The organism is Nocardia sp. NPDC003963, from assembly GCF_053605105.1.
This window is the reverse complement of the sequence record NZ_JBSGIP010000016.1, coordinates 13,890-26,913: the sequence shown is the minus strand read 5'-3', so window position 1 is coordinate 26,913 and position 13,024 is coordinate 13,890. Positions and strand designations below refer to the sequence as shown.

Here is a 13,024-nt window from a genome sequence, read left to right as displayed (position 1 = left end):
TTCAGCCGTGGCGGAACCGGAAAACCGTGCGTGCCAGGCGCAGCCGCCGGCCGTTGCGGTTGAAGCTGGACAGTCTCAGGGGTTCTCCGTAGCGGTTGCGCGCGATGGAGAGGGTCCGGCTGAATTCGCGCAGACCGTGTACGCCGTGGCTGTGCCCCTGACCGTACTCACCGATCCCACCGAACGGCAACGCCGGGATACTGGCGTAGGTGGTGGCCGTATTGACCGTGACCACACCGGCCCGCAGCCGTTCGGCGTAGATCTCGACCTCGGCGATATCCCGGGTGAACACCGAGACCGCGATACCGCGTCCGGCGTCGTCGATCCGGGTCACCGCGTCGTCGAGATCGCGCACCTTGTTCACGATGAGTACCGGGCCGATGCCCTCATCGGTGATGGCGATGCTCTCCTCCGGTACGTCGACCAGCACGATGGGCTCGACATACGGTTCCCGGATGGAATCCAATCCGCCGACGACCGCGCGGCCACCGCGCGCCAGCGCGTCGCGGACCTGTTTGCGCACCACCTCGGTCTGCGATTCCAGGATCATCGGCCCGTAGGAAGAGCGCCGGTCCGCTCCCGGTTTCAGTGCGCGTGCCCGATCGGCGACGAGGTCGAGGAACTGGTCGTAGACCGAGGCCGCGACATAGGCCCGCTGGACGCCGGTCGCGTTCTGCCCCGCGTTCGCCATCGCACCGAACACCGCGGCGTCGGCGGCGTCGTCTAGTTTCGCGTCGACATGCACGATCATCGCGCCCTTACCGGAGTTCTCCACCACCACGGGGGTCATCGTCTGCGCGCACAACGAGATCACCTCGCGGCCCTCGGCTTCCGGGCCCGCGTACGCGATCTTGTCGACGCCGGACCGGCACAGTGCGGCCGCGGTGGAATCGTCGCCGGTGACCGCGCCGAGGACCGGCCGGTCCGGGGCCACCTCACGCCAGGTGTCGGCCAGCCACAGGCCGGTACCGCTGGTCACCTCGTGCGGTTTGAAGACCACCGCGTTACCCGCGGCCATGGCGTAGGCGATCGAACCCATGGGGGTGAAAACCGGGTTCTGCCAAGGCCCCAGGACGCCGATCACCCCGAGCGGCAGGTAGCCGACCGACGCCCGTTGATTGCGGGTGAGCCAGTTCGAGGCGATCGAACGCCTGCCCAGCGCCCGGTTCGCGTTCCGGGCCGCCCAATCCAGATTCTCCACGGCGAGCATGACCTCGATCGCCGCATCGGCCTCGGGTTTACCGGTCTCCTCGCGCAGGACTTCCACCAACTGCCCGGCGCGCCGGGCGATGACCCGTTTCCATTCCAGGAGCAGTCGTCTACGGGTCCCGAAACCCGCTGTCGACCACCAGCTCTCGACTGTCCGCGCGGCATGGACCGCACGTTCGAGATCGCTGGGTCCGGCAACGGCATAACTGCCCACGACCTCGCCGGTGCGGGGGTCGTGGGATGTGAGCACGCTCGGTCGGCCGGATCCTCCCGAACGCGCCGCCACCTCGGGCTGCGCGGTATCGGCCATGACGCTCAGATTATGGTGGTGGCGTAGCGCCGACAAGGTACCGGTACTGCCCCTCGACTGTCCTTGCACCGCCGACCAGGGGTGGATGACCGGTCCCGGCGCTGCTGTGAGCAAAGGCACAATTGATTTACCCCGGTCCGGGGTATCGGCGGCGCCCCGGCGCACCGAATCCGGGCCGGTAACATCGCGCCCGGCGCCAGGGATCATCCAGGGGGATACCGATGCGCCGGTCACCCCGCAGCCCCATCAGGCCGATAGTGGAGAGTTGATGCCGAGTTCGAATGAAGCCGGGACCGTCACCGGCGAGAATGCCCCGCCGATTCGTGCGGCGAATTCCCGCCCACCCGGTGGCGACGTACCGGAGTCCGGGACCGCCCACACCCAGCCGGCCCCCGCGCGCACCCACACCAACGGTTCCGGTCCCGCCGCGACCGCTTCCCGGGATGCCGTCCGGGTCGAGGAAATCACCAAATCCTTCGGCGATGTGCATGCGCTACGCGGCGTGAGTTTCTCCGCCGCGCGCGGCTCCGTCCTGGGAATCCTCGGGCCCAACGGCGCGGGCAAGACCACCAGTGTGAAGATCCTGTCCACGCTGCTGCGGCCCGATTCGGGGACCGCCGTCGTGGCCGGACACGATGTCCGCAAGGATCCGGCAGGGGTACGCCGGTCGATCATGATGACCGGCCAGTACGCCGCCCTCGACGAGAATCTGTCGGGCCGGGAGAACCTGGAACTGTTCGGCCGGTTGATGGGGCTGGGCAAATCGGCGGCCCGTAAGCGCGCGGACGCGCTGCTCGCCGAATTCGATCTCGTCGACTCCGGTCGCCGTCCGGTGCGACAGTACTCGGGCGGTATGCGGCGGCGGGTGGATATCGCCTGCGGTCTCGTGGTCCGGCCGGAGGTGGTGTTCCTGGACGAACCGACCACCGGTCTGGATCCGCGCAGTCGCCAGGGCGTCTGGGATCTGGTGAGCGCGCTCAAAGAGCAGGGCATCACCGTTCTGCTCACCACCCAGTACCTGGAAGAAGCCGATGTGCTGTCGGACAACATCATCGTGATCGACCGGGGCACGGTGATCGCGGAGGGTACCGCCGACGAACTCAAGGAGAAGACCGGCGGCAGTTACTGCGAGATCGTGCCGCTGGACCCGACCCACCTGGACCGGGCCGCCACCGCCCTGGGGGATCTGGTTCCACCCGCTCTCCGGCGCGATCTCGGTGGTGCCGAACGACTGTCGATCCCGGCCCCCGACGGCGCCGCGACGCTGGCCGAGGCGCTGCGCCGGCTGGATACCGCCGATATCGCGCTCGCCGATATCGGATTGCGCCGTCCCTCGCTCGACGATGTGTTCCTGTCCATCACCGGGCACCCGGGCCGGTCCGAACAGCCAGGCTCCCCATCATGAGCGGGTCGGGCCCGGAGACGGTAGCGGAGCGTAACCACGCAGGGCCTTCGTTCCTACCCGACAGGCACGGCACGGACGGGTCGGGGACGGTTGCGGAACGTGAAAAGGGCGGGCCCTCGCCCATGCCCGAAGGGCATCTCGTGAGTGCTCCGGCGGTTTCGCGACCGGACCTGTTCGCCGAGGCCTCGCGGACGCGGATGTCCTCGTTCGCGCAGTGGCGGGCGCTCACCGGTCGCGTCGTCTGGACCATGGTCACCAAGGGCGAACTGATCGCCGCGATCGTGATGCCGCTGGTCTTCACCGTCGGTTTCTATCTACCGCTGCGCTATGTGATGCAGTTCCAGGGCATCGACTACGCACAGTTCGTCATGCCGATCGTGGTGTTGCAGACCATGGCGTTCACCATGATGTCGAACGCGCAACTGGCCGCCGTCGAGGCGCTCACCGGGTTCAGTACCCGGCTGCAGACCATGCCGATCGGCCTGCTGGTACCGCTGAGTTCGCGGATCGCGGCGGGTCTGTTCCGTTCGACCGTCTCCCTGACCGCGGCTCTGATCTACGGCCACATCATCGGTTTCGAGTTCACCGCGGGCTGGGGGCAGTCGATCGCGTTCTGCGCCTTCGCGATCGCGGTCGGGACCGTGCTGGCGGTCGGCGCGGACGGGCTGGGCAGTCTGACCAAGAGTCCGGCTTCGCTGAGCCAGGCGCTCACCCTGCCGACCTTGATCTTCGGCATGATGTCGTGCGGTTTCGTGCCCGAGACCGGCTTTCCCGAATGGGTCCGGCCCTTCGTGCGCAACCAGCCCATCACCCAGTTCGCCTACGCGCTGCGCGATATGGCCGGCGACGGCGTCACCTGGGAGGTATTCCGCGTGGGATTGTTCTGGCTGATCGGTGCCGCCGCGGTGTTCACACCGTTCGCGGTCTGGGCGAGTGTGAGGCGGTCATGAGCGAATCGGGCCCGGAGGCGGTAGTGCGATATCTTCGCCTGCGCTTCGGCCTCCGCATCAGCATGTCGACCGATCGCAGGTCTCGCACCGACGCAAGGGGCACGGTATGAGTGTTATCGAAGGACCCACGGCGATCGGAACCGAAGAGCCGCCGGTGGATATCGCCGCGCTCGACCTGCCACGGGTGGAGCCGCGGTCCGAGCGGTCGCCGGTGGTGTGGGCGGTGCACAGTTCCATCCAGTGCAAACGTCTGCTGACGGCCTGGCTGCGCGATCCGGCCACCAGCATCCAGACGATCGTGTATCCGGCGCTGACCCTGGTGATGTTCTGGATCGTGCTCGACGATTCGATCTCCGGTTTCACCGGTAAGCCCGCCATCTACGGCACCGTTCCGATGATCACCCTGGTGGCGGCGATGACGGGCGCGGTGGTCAGTGCGCTGGGCTTCAAGGTCGAGAAGGCCACCGGACTGCTCGGCCGGTTCTGGACCATGCCGATCCATCGCGCGGCGGGCCTCACCGGCCGGTTGTTCGCCGAGGTGATCCGGATCGCGATCACCACGATCATCATCATCGCGGTGGGCTTCGCCCTCGGGTTCCGTTTCGACCAGGGCCCGTGGGCCGCACTCGGCCTGATGGGGATCCCGATCCTGTTCGGGCTCGCGTTCGCCGTGTTCATCACCGCGATCGCGACCATCACCCAGGGCCCGCTGCTGGTGCAGCTGGTCGGGATCGTCATGAACCTGCTGCTGTTCTTCAACTCCGGTTTCGTCCCGGTGCTCGCCTACCCGAGCTGGTTGCGGTCGACGGTGGAGAACCAGCCGATGAGTTGCGCCATCGAGGTGATGAAGGGGCTGTCCTACGGCGGTCCGGTCGCCGAACCGCTGGTGGACACTCTGCTGTGGGTGGTCGGGGCCATCGTGGTGTTCGGCTATCCCGCGATCCGCGGCTACCGGAAAGCCGCCGAGAACAGCGGCTGATCGCGCGGCCGGCTACTTCCGCGATCCGGTGGACCGGGTCTCGGAAGTGGCCGGTGCGAACGGGTAGTCGAGCCAACGGTCACGATTGCGCCAGCCGACCAGGTCGTAACGCCAGCGGAACGGCCAGGTGCGGGAGACCGTGTTGAACAGCACCGCGCCCAGCGCGGCGTAGTCGTCGTGCGCCGACAGCAGGGCGCGCTGTCCGCGCGGCGAGGCGGAGAAGAAGGAATCGAACATCGCGATCGACTGTTCGGTGGTCAGCCGGCCCAGCCCCCACAGGCCGCGCATCCGCATCCAGTAGGTGAGGCGGGCCTGCCACGGCCACAGCGCGGCGATCGGATCCTCCCCGGCCAGGATCGCGGTGATCGCGGTATCGGCGAGCGCGAAGGAATCAGCGACGCTGTAGCCGGTGCAGGGGTGCATCATTCCGCCACGCGACCCGTAGGGCACCACCTGTCCGACGCCGTTCTTCGGGGGTGGAGTGTCCAGTGGATAGTGCGCGGCCTCGCTCGGCTCGGTGCCGGTCAGTTCGATACCGTGTGCGGCCAGCCGCGCGAGGGTGCGCCGGCGGAGTTCGTGCTGGGGCATCCCGCCCCGCAGGCCGAGACTGGTCTCCTCGAAGATCACGGTGCCGTCGCCGAGGGGCACCGAGTACAGGAACGACGGCGGCTCATCGGGTCCGGCACCGTTCTCCGGACGCCAGTCCAGCAGCAGACCCTCACCTTCGGCGACCATCGGCGCCGCGGTTTCGGCGTTCACGAAGATTCCGTGCGCGCTCGCCGCGCGGCGGTCGCCGAGTGGCGGCATACCGCGCGCATCCACCACCACCGCCGCGCGGATCACGGTGCCGTCGGCGAGTTCGACCTCGCGTGCGTCCACCCGGCTCGCCCGACCGGTGTACACCTGGGCGTCGTCCAGCGGCAGCGCGTCGCGCAGGAGCGGTTTGGACAGCACACAATAGGGGCGTTCGATCTTGATCTCGGTGGTCGTCCAGACCACGGGCGCGGGGATCCGGCTCGCGATCACACTGTGCGGCAGCCAATCCGGGAGTTCGTCGATCCAGCAGGAGAAGGTCGGCGGCCACAGGCGGTCGGGGCGGGGGTCCACGGCGGCCACGCGGAGGCCGGCCACGACGGCGCGATAGGCGAGCGCCCGGCCGGAGGGACCCAGCCCCACGACACAGATATCGAACTCACGGACCACGTTGTCTGCCATGTACTGCATTCAACGGTGTGGGGCGGGGGAGAGCAACAGGGGGTGAGTCCTACCAGATGGGGCTGTGGGGTGGGTGTCGGCGGGCGCCTCGCAACTGTCGTGCCGGACATGGATGCACTGCCGTGCCGGACATGGCTGGGCAGGGGCTGGTTCGGGGGCTCGGTCGGTCGAGGTGAGGGGGCAGGCTTGTTCGTGAAGGTGCTGTTTTTTGGCGCCGCCTTCGGCGTCGGGGGGTCGAGGCCCCCTGGTGTCCCGCCGTTCAGGCCTCGAGACTCGCGCCTTCGGCGCATGCGACGTGCGGTGGGCCGTTCGCGGAAGGTGACCTTTGAGCACCTTCGGCCAGGGGCGGGACGGGCCTCAACCCTTGGAGGTGTCTCGTAAGACTCGACTCGGGCGGTTCCGGTGGTACGCGAGGTCCGGGTCGGCATGCGGACCCTACTGGTGTGGGGCCGGCGCCAACCTCCGACTTGTTCGTCCCTTTACGACCCCTCCGGATGGTTGCCCATCCATGGCGGGGCCCGCCCCGGTTCTGGAGCGACAGAGCGAAGGAGTGAAGCGACCGAGTGCCGGAGTGAAGAACCGGGATCGACAGGGCCCCGCCCCGCCGAAGGCGGGGCAACCAAACACAATCAGGTCCTCGGGGTTACCCAGGTGGTGATGTCGGCGTGGACGACTTCGCTGCCGGTCTTGTCGTAGATCGAGACCGGCACTGTGAGGTCGCGGCCCTCGGTGATCGCGGTGAAATCCGGGACTTCGGTCAGCTCGGCTACCGCGCGCAGGCCGGTGGTGGCTTTGGTCAGGTATCGGACCTGCATCGCTTTGGGAATCCAGCGGTGGGTGGTGGGGACCGTCGCCTCGCTCAGCATGCCCATCGCGATCTCCGCGAGGTTGCAGGCGGCGATGGCGTGGAAGGTGCCCAGATGGTTGTGTACGCCGAACCATTTCGGGGCCTTGACTTCGCACAAGCCCGGTTCCAGCCGGACCACGCGGGGCAGCACCGTGGCGAAGTACGGCACCCGGGCCACCATCGACAGAGAGAACAGGCCGTGGCCGAAGGGATTGTCCGGCAGTTTGCGCCAGCCGCGGTAGGTACCGGTCTCGTTCGTCATATCGCTATCTTACTCATCGGTAAGATAGCGACGGCGCGGTAGGGTTGCCGCAGTGCCGGACCTCGGCCGACCCCGATTTGAAACGCCTCGGGGGGCTCGTGCATACTGTTCGGGTTGCCTTGCCCCGGGTGGCGGTTGTTTCCATGAAACAACCTGGCCGGGCGGGGTGAGCAAAACCAGCGAGTACCTCATCGTTCGCCGATGTGGGTACGTCCGGGACGTAGTTCCGAAGGCCATGATGAAGTTTTCTTCCGGGGCCGAGGAATGAGCGACGGGGCGACACGCCCGACCGCGTGGACCGGAGAACCATGACAGATGAACAGCGGCACGGACTGGGTCGATCCCCGGTCGTGGTCTCCACTGCGCCGGATTCATCCTGGTCGGGGCCCTGCGTGGTTACGCAGGCTGCCTCCTCCGGGCCTGATCCGCCCAGGACGGGACGTCATCGTGTGTTCGGGCTGTGCAAATGAAGGTGGTACGGACGCCCTAGCCGGTATCCGGATCACGGACGAAAGCGGAGAAAAGGACACTTAGCGTGGCGGGACAGAAGATCCGCATCAGGCTCAAGGCCTACGACCACGAGGCGATCGATGCGTCTGCGCGCAAGATCGTCGAAACGGTGACCCGCACCGGGGCCCGGGTCGTCGGGCCGGTGCCGTTGCCGACCGAGAAGAACGTGTACTGCGTCATCCGTTCGCCGCACAAGTACAAGGACTCGCGCGAGCACTTCGAGATGCGTACGCACAAGCGGCTGATCGACATCCTCGACCCGACGCCGAAGACGGTGGACGCGCTCATGCGCATCGACCTGCCGGCCAGCGTCGACGTCAATATCCAGTGACGGGGACTCGAGCTATGACTGACAACAAGAGCAGGCCCGCGGCCGGCATCCTGGGCACCAAACTGGGCATGACCCAGGTGTTCGACGACAAGAACCGGGTCGTCCCGGTCACCGTCGTCAAGGCCGGACCGAATGTGGTCACCCAGATCCGCACCGTCGAGCGCGACGGCTACAGCGCCGTGCAGGTCGCCTTCGGTGCCATCGACCCCCGCAAGGTGAACAAGCCGGAGTCCGGCCAGTTCGCCAAGGCCGGTGTCACCCCGCGCCGGCACGTGGCGGAGATCCGCATCGCGGACGCCTCGACCTTCGAGGTCGGCCAGGAGATCTCGGCGGAGGCCTTCGAAGAGGGCACCTACGTCGACGTGACCGGCACCAGCAAGGGCAAGGGCTTCGCCGGCACCATGAAGCGTCACGGCTTCAGTGGTCAGGGCGCCTCCCACGGTGCGCAGGCCGTGCACCGTCGCCCGGGTTCCATCGGTGGTTGCGCCACCCCCGGCCGCGTGTTCAAGGGCATGCGCATGTCGGGCCGTATGGGTAACGACCGCGTCACCACGCAGAACCTGTCGGTTCACAAGGTCGACGCCGAGAACGGCCTGCTGCTGATCAAGGGTGCGATCCCGGGTCGCAAGGGCGGCGTCGTGATCGTCAAGAGCGCCGTGAAGGGTGGTGCGCACGCATGAGCAGCTCCGCTGTGAGTACGGAGAAGAAATCCGCCGACCTCACCCTGCCGGTGAAGGAACTGGGCGGTAAGACCAACGGCACCGTCGATCTCCCCGCGGAGATCTTCGACGTGACCGCCAATATCGCGCTGATGCACCAGGTGGTCGTGGCCCAGCAGGCCGCCGCTCGCCAGGGCACGCATTCCACCAAGACCCGCGGTGAAGTCCGCGGTGGTGGTAAGAAGCCCTACCGGCAGAAGGGCACCGGCCGCGCCCGCCAGGGTTCGACCCGCGCGCCGCAGTTCGCCGGTGGTGGCATCGTGCACGGCCCCAAGCCGCGTGACTACAGCCAGCGCACCCCCAAGAAGATGATCCAGGCCGCCCTGCGTGGTGCGCTGTCGGATCGGGCGCGTAACGAGCGGATCCACGTGATCAGCGAACTCGTCGCGGGCCAGGACCCCTCGACCAAGACCGCGAAGACCTTCCTGTCCGAGCTCTCGGATCGCAAGAAGTTCCTCCTGGTCGTCGGCCGCGATGACATCGCCGCCTGGAAGAGTGCCCGCAACCTGGAATACGTGCACACCATCGCACCGGACCAGCTGAACACCTACGACGTTCTGGACAGCGACGTAGTCGTGTTCAGCGTCGAGGCGCTCAACGCCTTCGTGCACGGCCCGGCTGAGGCTGCACAGGAGGAGAGCAAGTGAGCACCACCATCGCCGATCCGCGCGACATCCTGCTGGCGCCGGTCATCTCGGAGAAGTCCTACGGACTGATCGAGGAAGGTACCTACACCTTCATCGTCCACCCGGACTCCAACAAGACCCAGATCAAGATCGCGGTCGAGAAGGTCTTCGGGGTGAAGGTCACCAGCGTCAACACCGCCAACCGTCAGGGCAAGCGCAAGCGGACCCGCTTCGGTTACGGCAAGCGCAAGGACACCAAGCGCGCGCTCGTGACCATCTCGGCCGACAGCAAGCCCATCGAGATCTTCGGAGGCCCGGTCGCGTAAGCGGCGGGGAATCCAGAAAGCAGAGAAGAACTCATGGCAATCCGTAAGTACAAGCCGACTACCCCGGGCCGCCGCGGGTCGTCCGTCTCGGACTTCGCCGAGATCACCCGGACGACCCCCGAGAAGTCGCTCGTCCGCCCGCTGACCAAGAGCGGTGGCCGTAACGGCCACGGCCGGATCACCACCCGGCACCGCGGTGGCGGTCACAAGCGCGCCTACCGGCTGATCGATTTCCGTCGGCTGGACAAGGACGGCGTGCCGGCCAAGGTCGCTCATATCGAGTACGACCCCAACCGCACCGCCAATATCGCGCTGCTGCACTACCTGGACGGCGAGAAGCGCTACATCATCGCGCCCAAGGGCATCGCGCAGGGCACGAAGATCGAGTCCGGTCCGACCGCGGATATCAAGCCCGGCAACAACCTGCCGCTGCGCAATATCCCGACCGGTACCACCATCCACGCGGTGGAGCTGCGTCCGGGCGGCGGGGCCAAGATGGCCCGCTCGGCCGGTGCCAGCATCCAGCTGCTGGGTAAGGAAGGCCCCTACGCCACGCTGCGTATGCCCTCCGGTGAGATCCGCCGCGTCGACGTGCGCTGCCGCGCCACCGTCGGCGAGGTCGGCAATGCCGAACAGTCGAACATCAACTGGGGCAAGGCCGGCCGTATGCGCTGGAAGGGACGCCGTCCCACGGTCCGTGGTGTCGTCATGAACCCGGTCGACCACCCGCACGGTGGTGGTGAGGGCAAGACCTCCGGTGGTCGCCACCCGGTCTCGCCCTGGGGCCAGCCGGAAGGCCGTACCCGTAAGCCGAACCGTCCGAGCGACAAGCTCATCGTCCGTCGCCGTCGTACCGGCAAGAAGCGCTAAGGAGGAGGTAAGAAATGCCACGCAGCCTCAAGAAGGGCCCGTTCGTCGACGACCACCTCCAGGCGAAGGTGGACGTGCAGAACGACAAGGGCACCAAGCAGGTCATCAAGACCTGGTCGCGTCGTTCGACCATCACCCCCGATTTCATCGGCCACACCTTCGCCGTCCACGACGGTCGCAAGCACGTGCCGGTGTTCGTCTCGGAGAACATGGTCGGGCACAAGCTCGGTGAGTTCGCGCCGACGAGGACGTTCCGCAGCCACGTCAAGGAAGATCGGAAGAGCAAGCGGCGATGAGCACAGAAACTCAGAATCCGACTGCGCGCGCGACCGCCAAGCACGTGCGCGTGACCCCGATGAAGGCCCGCCGGGTGGTGGACCTGGTCCGCGGTAAGCGCGTCTCCGACGCGCTCGACCTGCTGCGGTTCGCCCCGCAGGCCGCCAGCGAACCGGTCGCCAAGGTCGTGGCCAGTGCCGCGGCGAACGCCGAGAACAACCTCGGCCTGAACCCCGACACCCTGGTCATCTCGACGGCGTATGTCGACGAGGGCGCGACCATGAAGCGGTTCCAGCCGCGCGCCCAGGGCCGGGCGTTCCGGATCCGCAAGCGCACCAGCCACATCACCATCGAGGTCGAGAGCGTCCCCACCGCCGGTGGCACTCGTGGCCGCCGGAAGGGAGGGGCAAAGTAAATGGGACAGAAGATCAACCCCCACGGCTTCCGCCTCGGTATCACCACCGACTGGAAGTCCCGTTGGTACGCCGACAAGCAGTACGCGGACTACGTCAAGGAAGACGTCGCCATCCGCAAGCTGCTGAGCACCGGTATGGAACGGGCCGGCATCTCCAAGGTGGAGATCGAGCGCACCCGTGACCGGGTCCGCGTCGATATCCACACCGCGCGTCCGGGTATCGTCATCGGCCGCCGCGGCGCCGAGGCCGACCGGATCCGTGCCGAGCTGGAGAAGCTCACCAAGAAGCAGGTCCAGCTGAACATCCTCGAGGTCAAGAACCCCGAATCGGATGCGCAGCTGGTCGCCCAGGGTGTGGCCGAGCAGCTGTCCAACCGTGTGGCCTTCCGTCGCGCGATGCGTAAGGCCATCCAGTCGGCCATGCGTTCGCCGAACGTCAAGGGCATCCGCGTGCAGTGCTCGGGCCGCCTCGGTGGCGCCGAGATGTCGCGCTCGGAGTTCTACCGCGAGGGCCGCGTCCCGCTGCACACCCTGCGTGCCGATATCGATTACGGCCTGTACGAGGCCAAGACCACCTTCGGTCGTATCGGTGTCAAGGTCTGGATCTACAAGGGCGATATCGTCGGTGGCAAGCGTGAGCTGGCCGCCCCGAGCGCGCCGGCCGGGGATCGCCCGCGCCGGGAGCGCCCGAACCGCCCGCGTCGTTCCGGTTCCTCCGGCACCACTGCGACCAGCACCGAGGCCGGGCGCGCCGCTACCGCGGTGGCCGAGCCCCCGGCAGAAAAGCAGGAGGGCTGACCAATGCTGATGCCCCGCAAGGTCAAGTTCCGCAAGCAGCATCACCCGAGCCGCAGCGGTCTCGCCAAGGGCGGCACCTCGGTGACGTTCGGTGAGTTCGGTATCCAGGCACTGGAACCGGCCTACGTGACCAACCGGCAGATCGAGTCGGCGCGTATCGCGATGACCCGCCACATCAAGCGTGGCGGCAAGATCTGGATCAACATCTACCCGGATCGTCCGCTCACCAAGAAGCCCGCCGAAACCCGCATGGGTTCCGGTAAGGGTTCGCCGGAGTGGTGGATCGCGAACGTCAAGCCCGGCCGTGTGATGTTCGAGATGAGTTACCCGAACGAGGAGATCGCTCGTGAGGCCCTGCGCCGCGCGATGCACAAGCTCCCGATGAAGTGCAGGATCGTGACGAGGGAGGAGCAGTTCTGATGGCAACCGGTACCCCTGCCGCAGAGCTCCGCGAGCTGACCGAAGACGAGCTCGTCTCCCGTCTGCGCGAATCGAAGGAAGAGCTGTTCAACCTGCGCTTCCAGATGGCGACCGGTCAGCTGACCAACAATCGCCGGCTGCGTGTGGTGCGTCACGAGATCGCGCGTATCTACACGGTCATGCGTGAGCGCGAGCTCGGTTTGGCCACCGGACCCGCTGACAAGGGAGATGCGGCATGAGCGAGAAGGTGGAGGAGCAGCGCAGCACCCGGAAAGTCCGGGTCGGATACGTTGTTTCCGACAAGATGCAGAAGACGATCGTCGTCGAGCTGGAGGACCGTCACCGGCATCCGCTCTACGGCAAGATCATCCGCACCACCTCCAAGGTGAAGGCACACGACGAGAACGAGGTCGCCGGTGTCGGCGATCGCGTGCAGCTGATGGAGACCCGGCCCACGTCGGCCACCAAGCGGTGGCGGCTGGTCGAGGTCCTGGAGAAGGCCAAGTAAGGTCGCTCTCCGGCCGCGAAGGTCGTAAACGTAAGGCCCGCTTCCCGT

17 protein-coding genes are annotated in these 13,024 nt (G+C 66.9%); 14 read left to right on the top strand and 3 right to left on the bottom strand.

The window, feature by feature from the left end; all coding sequences use genetic code 11:
- Position 1: 1 nt before the first annotated feature.
- The gene (locus ACWEWT_RS23230) at positions 2–1,519 is read right to left on the bottom strand and encodes an aldehyde dehydrogenase family protein (protein ID WP_452561886.1); all 1,518 of its coding nucleotides are present in this window, start codon (positions 1,517–1,519) and stop codon (positions 2–4) included.
- 268 nt (positions 1,520–1,787) lie between these two features.
- Between ACWEWT_RS23230 and ACWEWT_RS23225 the strand changes: the two genes are divergently transcribed.
- From ACWEWT_RS23225 to ACWEWT_RS23215, 3 genes are all read left to right on the top strand, one after another.
- Positions 1,788–2,924, top strand: a complete 1,137-nt coding sequence (locus ACWEWT_RS23225) for an ATP-binding cassette domain-containing protein (RefSeq protein WP_452561884.1) — start codon at positions 1,788–1,790, stop codon at positions 2,922–2,924.
- A 197-nt stretch (positions 2,925–3,121) separates the two neighbouring features.
- On the top strand, positions 3,122–3,874 hold the full coding sequence (locus ACWEWT_RS23220; RefSeq protein WP_452561996.1) for an ABC transporter permease: 753 nt from the start codon (positions 3,122–3,124) through the stop codon (positions 3,872–3,874).
- Between the two features lie 106 nt (positions 3,875–3,980).
- Positions 3,981–4,853 (top strand): ABC transporter permease, encoded by an 873-nt coding sequence (locus tag ACWEWT_RS23215; protein WP_452561882.1) that lies wholly within the window; start codon positions 3,981–3,983, stop codon positions 4,851–4,853.
- Positions 4,854–4,865: 12 nt separating this feature from the next.
- Here the strand turns inward: ACWEWT_RS23215 and ACWEWT_RS23210 are convergent, their stop codons facing one another.
- Together ACWEWT_RS23210 and ACWEWT_RS23205 are read right to left on the bottom strand one after the other, a co-directional pair.
- Positions 4,866–6,068: a lycopene cyclase family protein gene (locus ACWEWT_RS23210; RefSeq protein ID WP_452561880.1), complete on the bottom strand. Its 1,203-nt coding sequence runs from the start codon at positions 6,066–6,068 to the stop codon at positions 4,866–4,868.
- Positions 6,069–6,697: 629 nt separating this feature from the next.
- Positions 6,698–7,177: a hotdog fold domain-containing protein gene (locus ACWEWT_RS23205; protein WP_452561878.1), complete on the bottom strand. Its 480-nt coding sequence runs from the start codon at positions 7,175–7,177 to the stop codon at positions 6,698–6,700.
- A 535-nt stretch (positions 7,178–7,712) separates the two neighbouring features.
- On the opposite strand from ACWEWT_RS23205, the gene rpsJ reads away from it, so the two are divergent.
- Genes rpsJ through rpsQ form a run of 11 tightly spaced genes read left to right on the top strand, consistent with a single transcriptional unit; the run spans position 7,713 to position 12,976 of the window.
- Complete coding sequence (gene rpsJ / locus ACWEWT_RS23200; protein WP_003938093.1) at positions 7,713–8,018, top strand: 30S ribosomal protein S10; 306 nt, start codon at positions 7,713–7,715, stop codon at positions 8,016–8,018.
- Between the two features lie 14 nt (positions 8,019–8,032).
- A complete protein-coding gene (rplC, locus tag ACWEWT_RS23195) occupies positions 8,033–8,698 on the top strand; it encodes a 50S ribosomal protein L3 (protein WP_265802596.1) in 666 nt (221 codons plus the stop codon).
- Positions 8,695–9,384 carry a 50S ribosomal protein L4 gene (gene rplD / locus ACWEWT_RS23190; RefSeq protein ID WP_452561876.1) on the top strand — a complete coding sequence of 230 codons (690 nt, stop codon included), beginning with the start codon at positions 8,695–8,697 and terminating at the stop codon, positions 9,382–9,384. The genes rplC and rplD overlap by 4 nt, the downstream gene beginning before the upstream one ends.
- A complete protein-coding gene (rplW, locus tag ACWEWT_RS23185) occupies positions 9,381–9,689 on the top strand; it encodes a 50S ribosomal protein L23 (RefSeq protein ID WP_452561874.1) in 309 nt (102 codons plus the stop codon). The genes rplD and rplW overlap by 4 nt, the downstream gene beginning before the upstream one ends.
- Before the next feature lie 33 nt (positions 9,690–9,722).
- On the top strand, positions 9,723–10,559 hold the full coding sequence (gene rplB / locus ACWEWT_RS23180) for a 50S ribosomal protein L2 (RefSeq protein WP_411945452.1): 837 nt from the start codon (positions 9,723–9,725) through the stop codon (positions 10,557–10,559).
- Positions 10,560–10,573: 14 nt separating this feature from the next.
- Complete coding sequence (gene rpsS, locus ACWEWT_RS23175) at positions 10,574–10,855, top strand: 30S ribosomal protein S19 (protein ID WP_030522695.1); 282 nt, start codon at positions 10,574–10,576, stop codon at positions 10,853–10,855.
- Positions 10,852–11,250, top strand: coding sequence for a 50S ribosomal protein L22 (gene rplV / locus ACWEWT_RS23170; RefSeq protein WP_030522694.1), 399 nt, complete (start codon positions 10,852–10,854; stop codon positions 11,248–11,250). The genes rpsS and rplV overlap by 4 nt, the downstream gene beginning before the upstream one ends.
- Entirely contained in the window at positions 11,251–12,048 is a 798-nt protein-coding gene (rpsC, locus tag ACWEWT_RS23165) for a 30S ribosomal protein S3 (protein ID WP_062999054.1), read from the top strand.
- Between the two features lie 3 nt (positions 12,049–12,051).
- A complete protein-coding gene (gene rplP, locus ACWEWT_RS23160) occupies positions 12,052–12,468 on the top strand; it encodes a 50S ribosomal protein L16 (protein ID WP_452561873.1) in 417 nt (138 codons plus the stop codon).
- Positions 12,468–12,707, top strand: coding sequence for a 50S ribosomal protein L29 (rpmC, locus tag ACWEWT_RS23155; protein ID WP_452561871.1), 240 nt, complete (start codon positions 12,468–12,470; stop codon positions 12,705–12,707). Before rplP ends, rpmC begins: the two co-directional genes overlap by 1 nt.
- Positions 12,704–12,976 (top strand): 30S ribosomal protein S17, encoded by a 273-nt coding sequence (rpsQ, locus tag ACWEWT_RS23150; protein ID WP_452561869.1) that lies wholly within the window; start codon positions 12,704–12,706, stop codon positions 12,974–12,976. Before rpmC ends, rpsQ begins: the two co-directional genes overlap by 4 nt.
- Positions 12,977–13,024: the final 48 nt, after the last annotated feature.

What these genes read in the sequence shown, in the direction of transcription:
- ACWEWT_RS23230 (WP_452561886.1), bottom strand. Translation starts at nt 1,519, where the DNA reads ATGGCCGATACCGCGCAGCCCGAGGTGGCGGCGCGTTCGGGAGGATCC.
- ACWEWT_RS23225 (WP_452561884.1), top strand. Translation starts at nt 1,788, where the DNA reads ATGCCGAGTTCGAATGAAGCCGGGACCGTCACCGGCGAGAATGCCCCG.
- ACWEWT_RS23220 (WP_452561996.1), top strand. Translation starts at nt 3,122, where the DNA reads ATGTCCTCGTTCGCGCAGTGGCGGGCGCTCACCGGTCGCGTCGTCTGG.
- ACWEWT_RS23215 (WP_452561882.1), top strand. Translation starts at nt 3,981, where the DNA reads ATGAGTGTTATCGAAGGACCCACGGCGATCGGAACCGAAGAGCCGCCG.
- ACWEWT_RS23210 (WP_452561880.1), bottom strand. Translation starts at nt 6,068, where the DNA reads ATGGCAGACAACGTGGTCCGTGAGTTCGATATCTGTGTCGTGGGGCTG.
- ACWEWT_RS23205 (WP_452561878.1), bottom strand. Translation starts at nt 7,177, where the DNA reads ATGACGAACGAGACCGGTACCTACCGCGGCTGGCGCAAACTGCCGGAC.
- rplC (WP_265802596.1), top strand. Translation starts at nt 8,033, where the DNA reads ATGACTGACAACAAGAGCAGGCCCGCGGCCGGCATCCTGGGCACCAAA.
- rplD (WP_452561876.1), top strand. Translation starts at nt 8,695, where the DNA reads ATGAGCAGCTCCGCTGTGAGTACGGAGAAGAAATCCGCCGACCTCACC.
- rplB (WP_411945452.1), top strand. Translation starts at nt 9,723, where the DNA reads ATGGCAATCCGTAAGTACAAGCCGACTACCCCGGGCCGCCGCGGGTCG.
- rpsS (WP_030522695.1), top strand. Translation starts at nt 10,574, where the DNA reads ATGCCACGCAGCCTCAAGAAGGGCCCGTTCGTCGACGACCACCTCCAG.
- rplV (WP_030522694.1), top strand. Translation starts at nt 10,852, where the DNA reads ATGAGCACAGAAACTCAGAATCCGACTGCGCGCGCGACCGCCAAGCAC.
- rpsC (WP_062999054.1), top strand. Translation starts at nt 11,251, where the DNA reads ATGGGACAGAAGATCAACCCCCACGGCTTCCGCCTCGGTATCACCACC.
- rplP (WP_452561873.1), top strand. Translation starts at nt 12,052, where the DNA reads ATGCTGATGCCCCGCAAGGTCAAGTTCCGCAAGCAGCATCACCCGAGC.
- rpmC (WP_452561871.1), top strand. Translation starts at nt 12,468, where the DNA reads ATGGCAACCGGTACCCCTGCCGCAGAGCTCCGCGAGCTGACCGAAGAC.
- rpsQ (WP_452561869.1), top strand. Translation starts at nt 12,704, where the DNA reads ATGAGCGAGAAGGTGGAGGAGCAGCGCAGCACCCGGAAAGTCCGGGTC.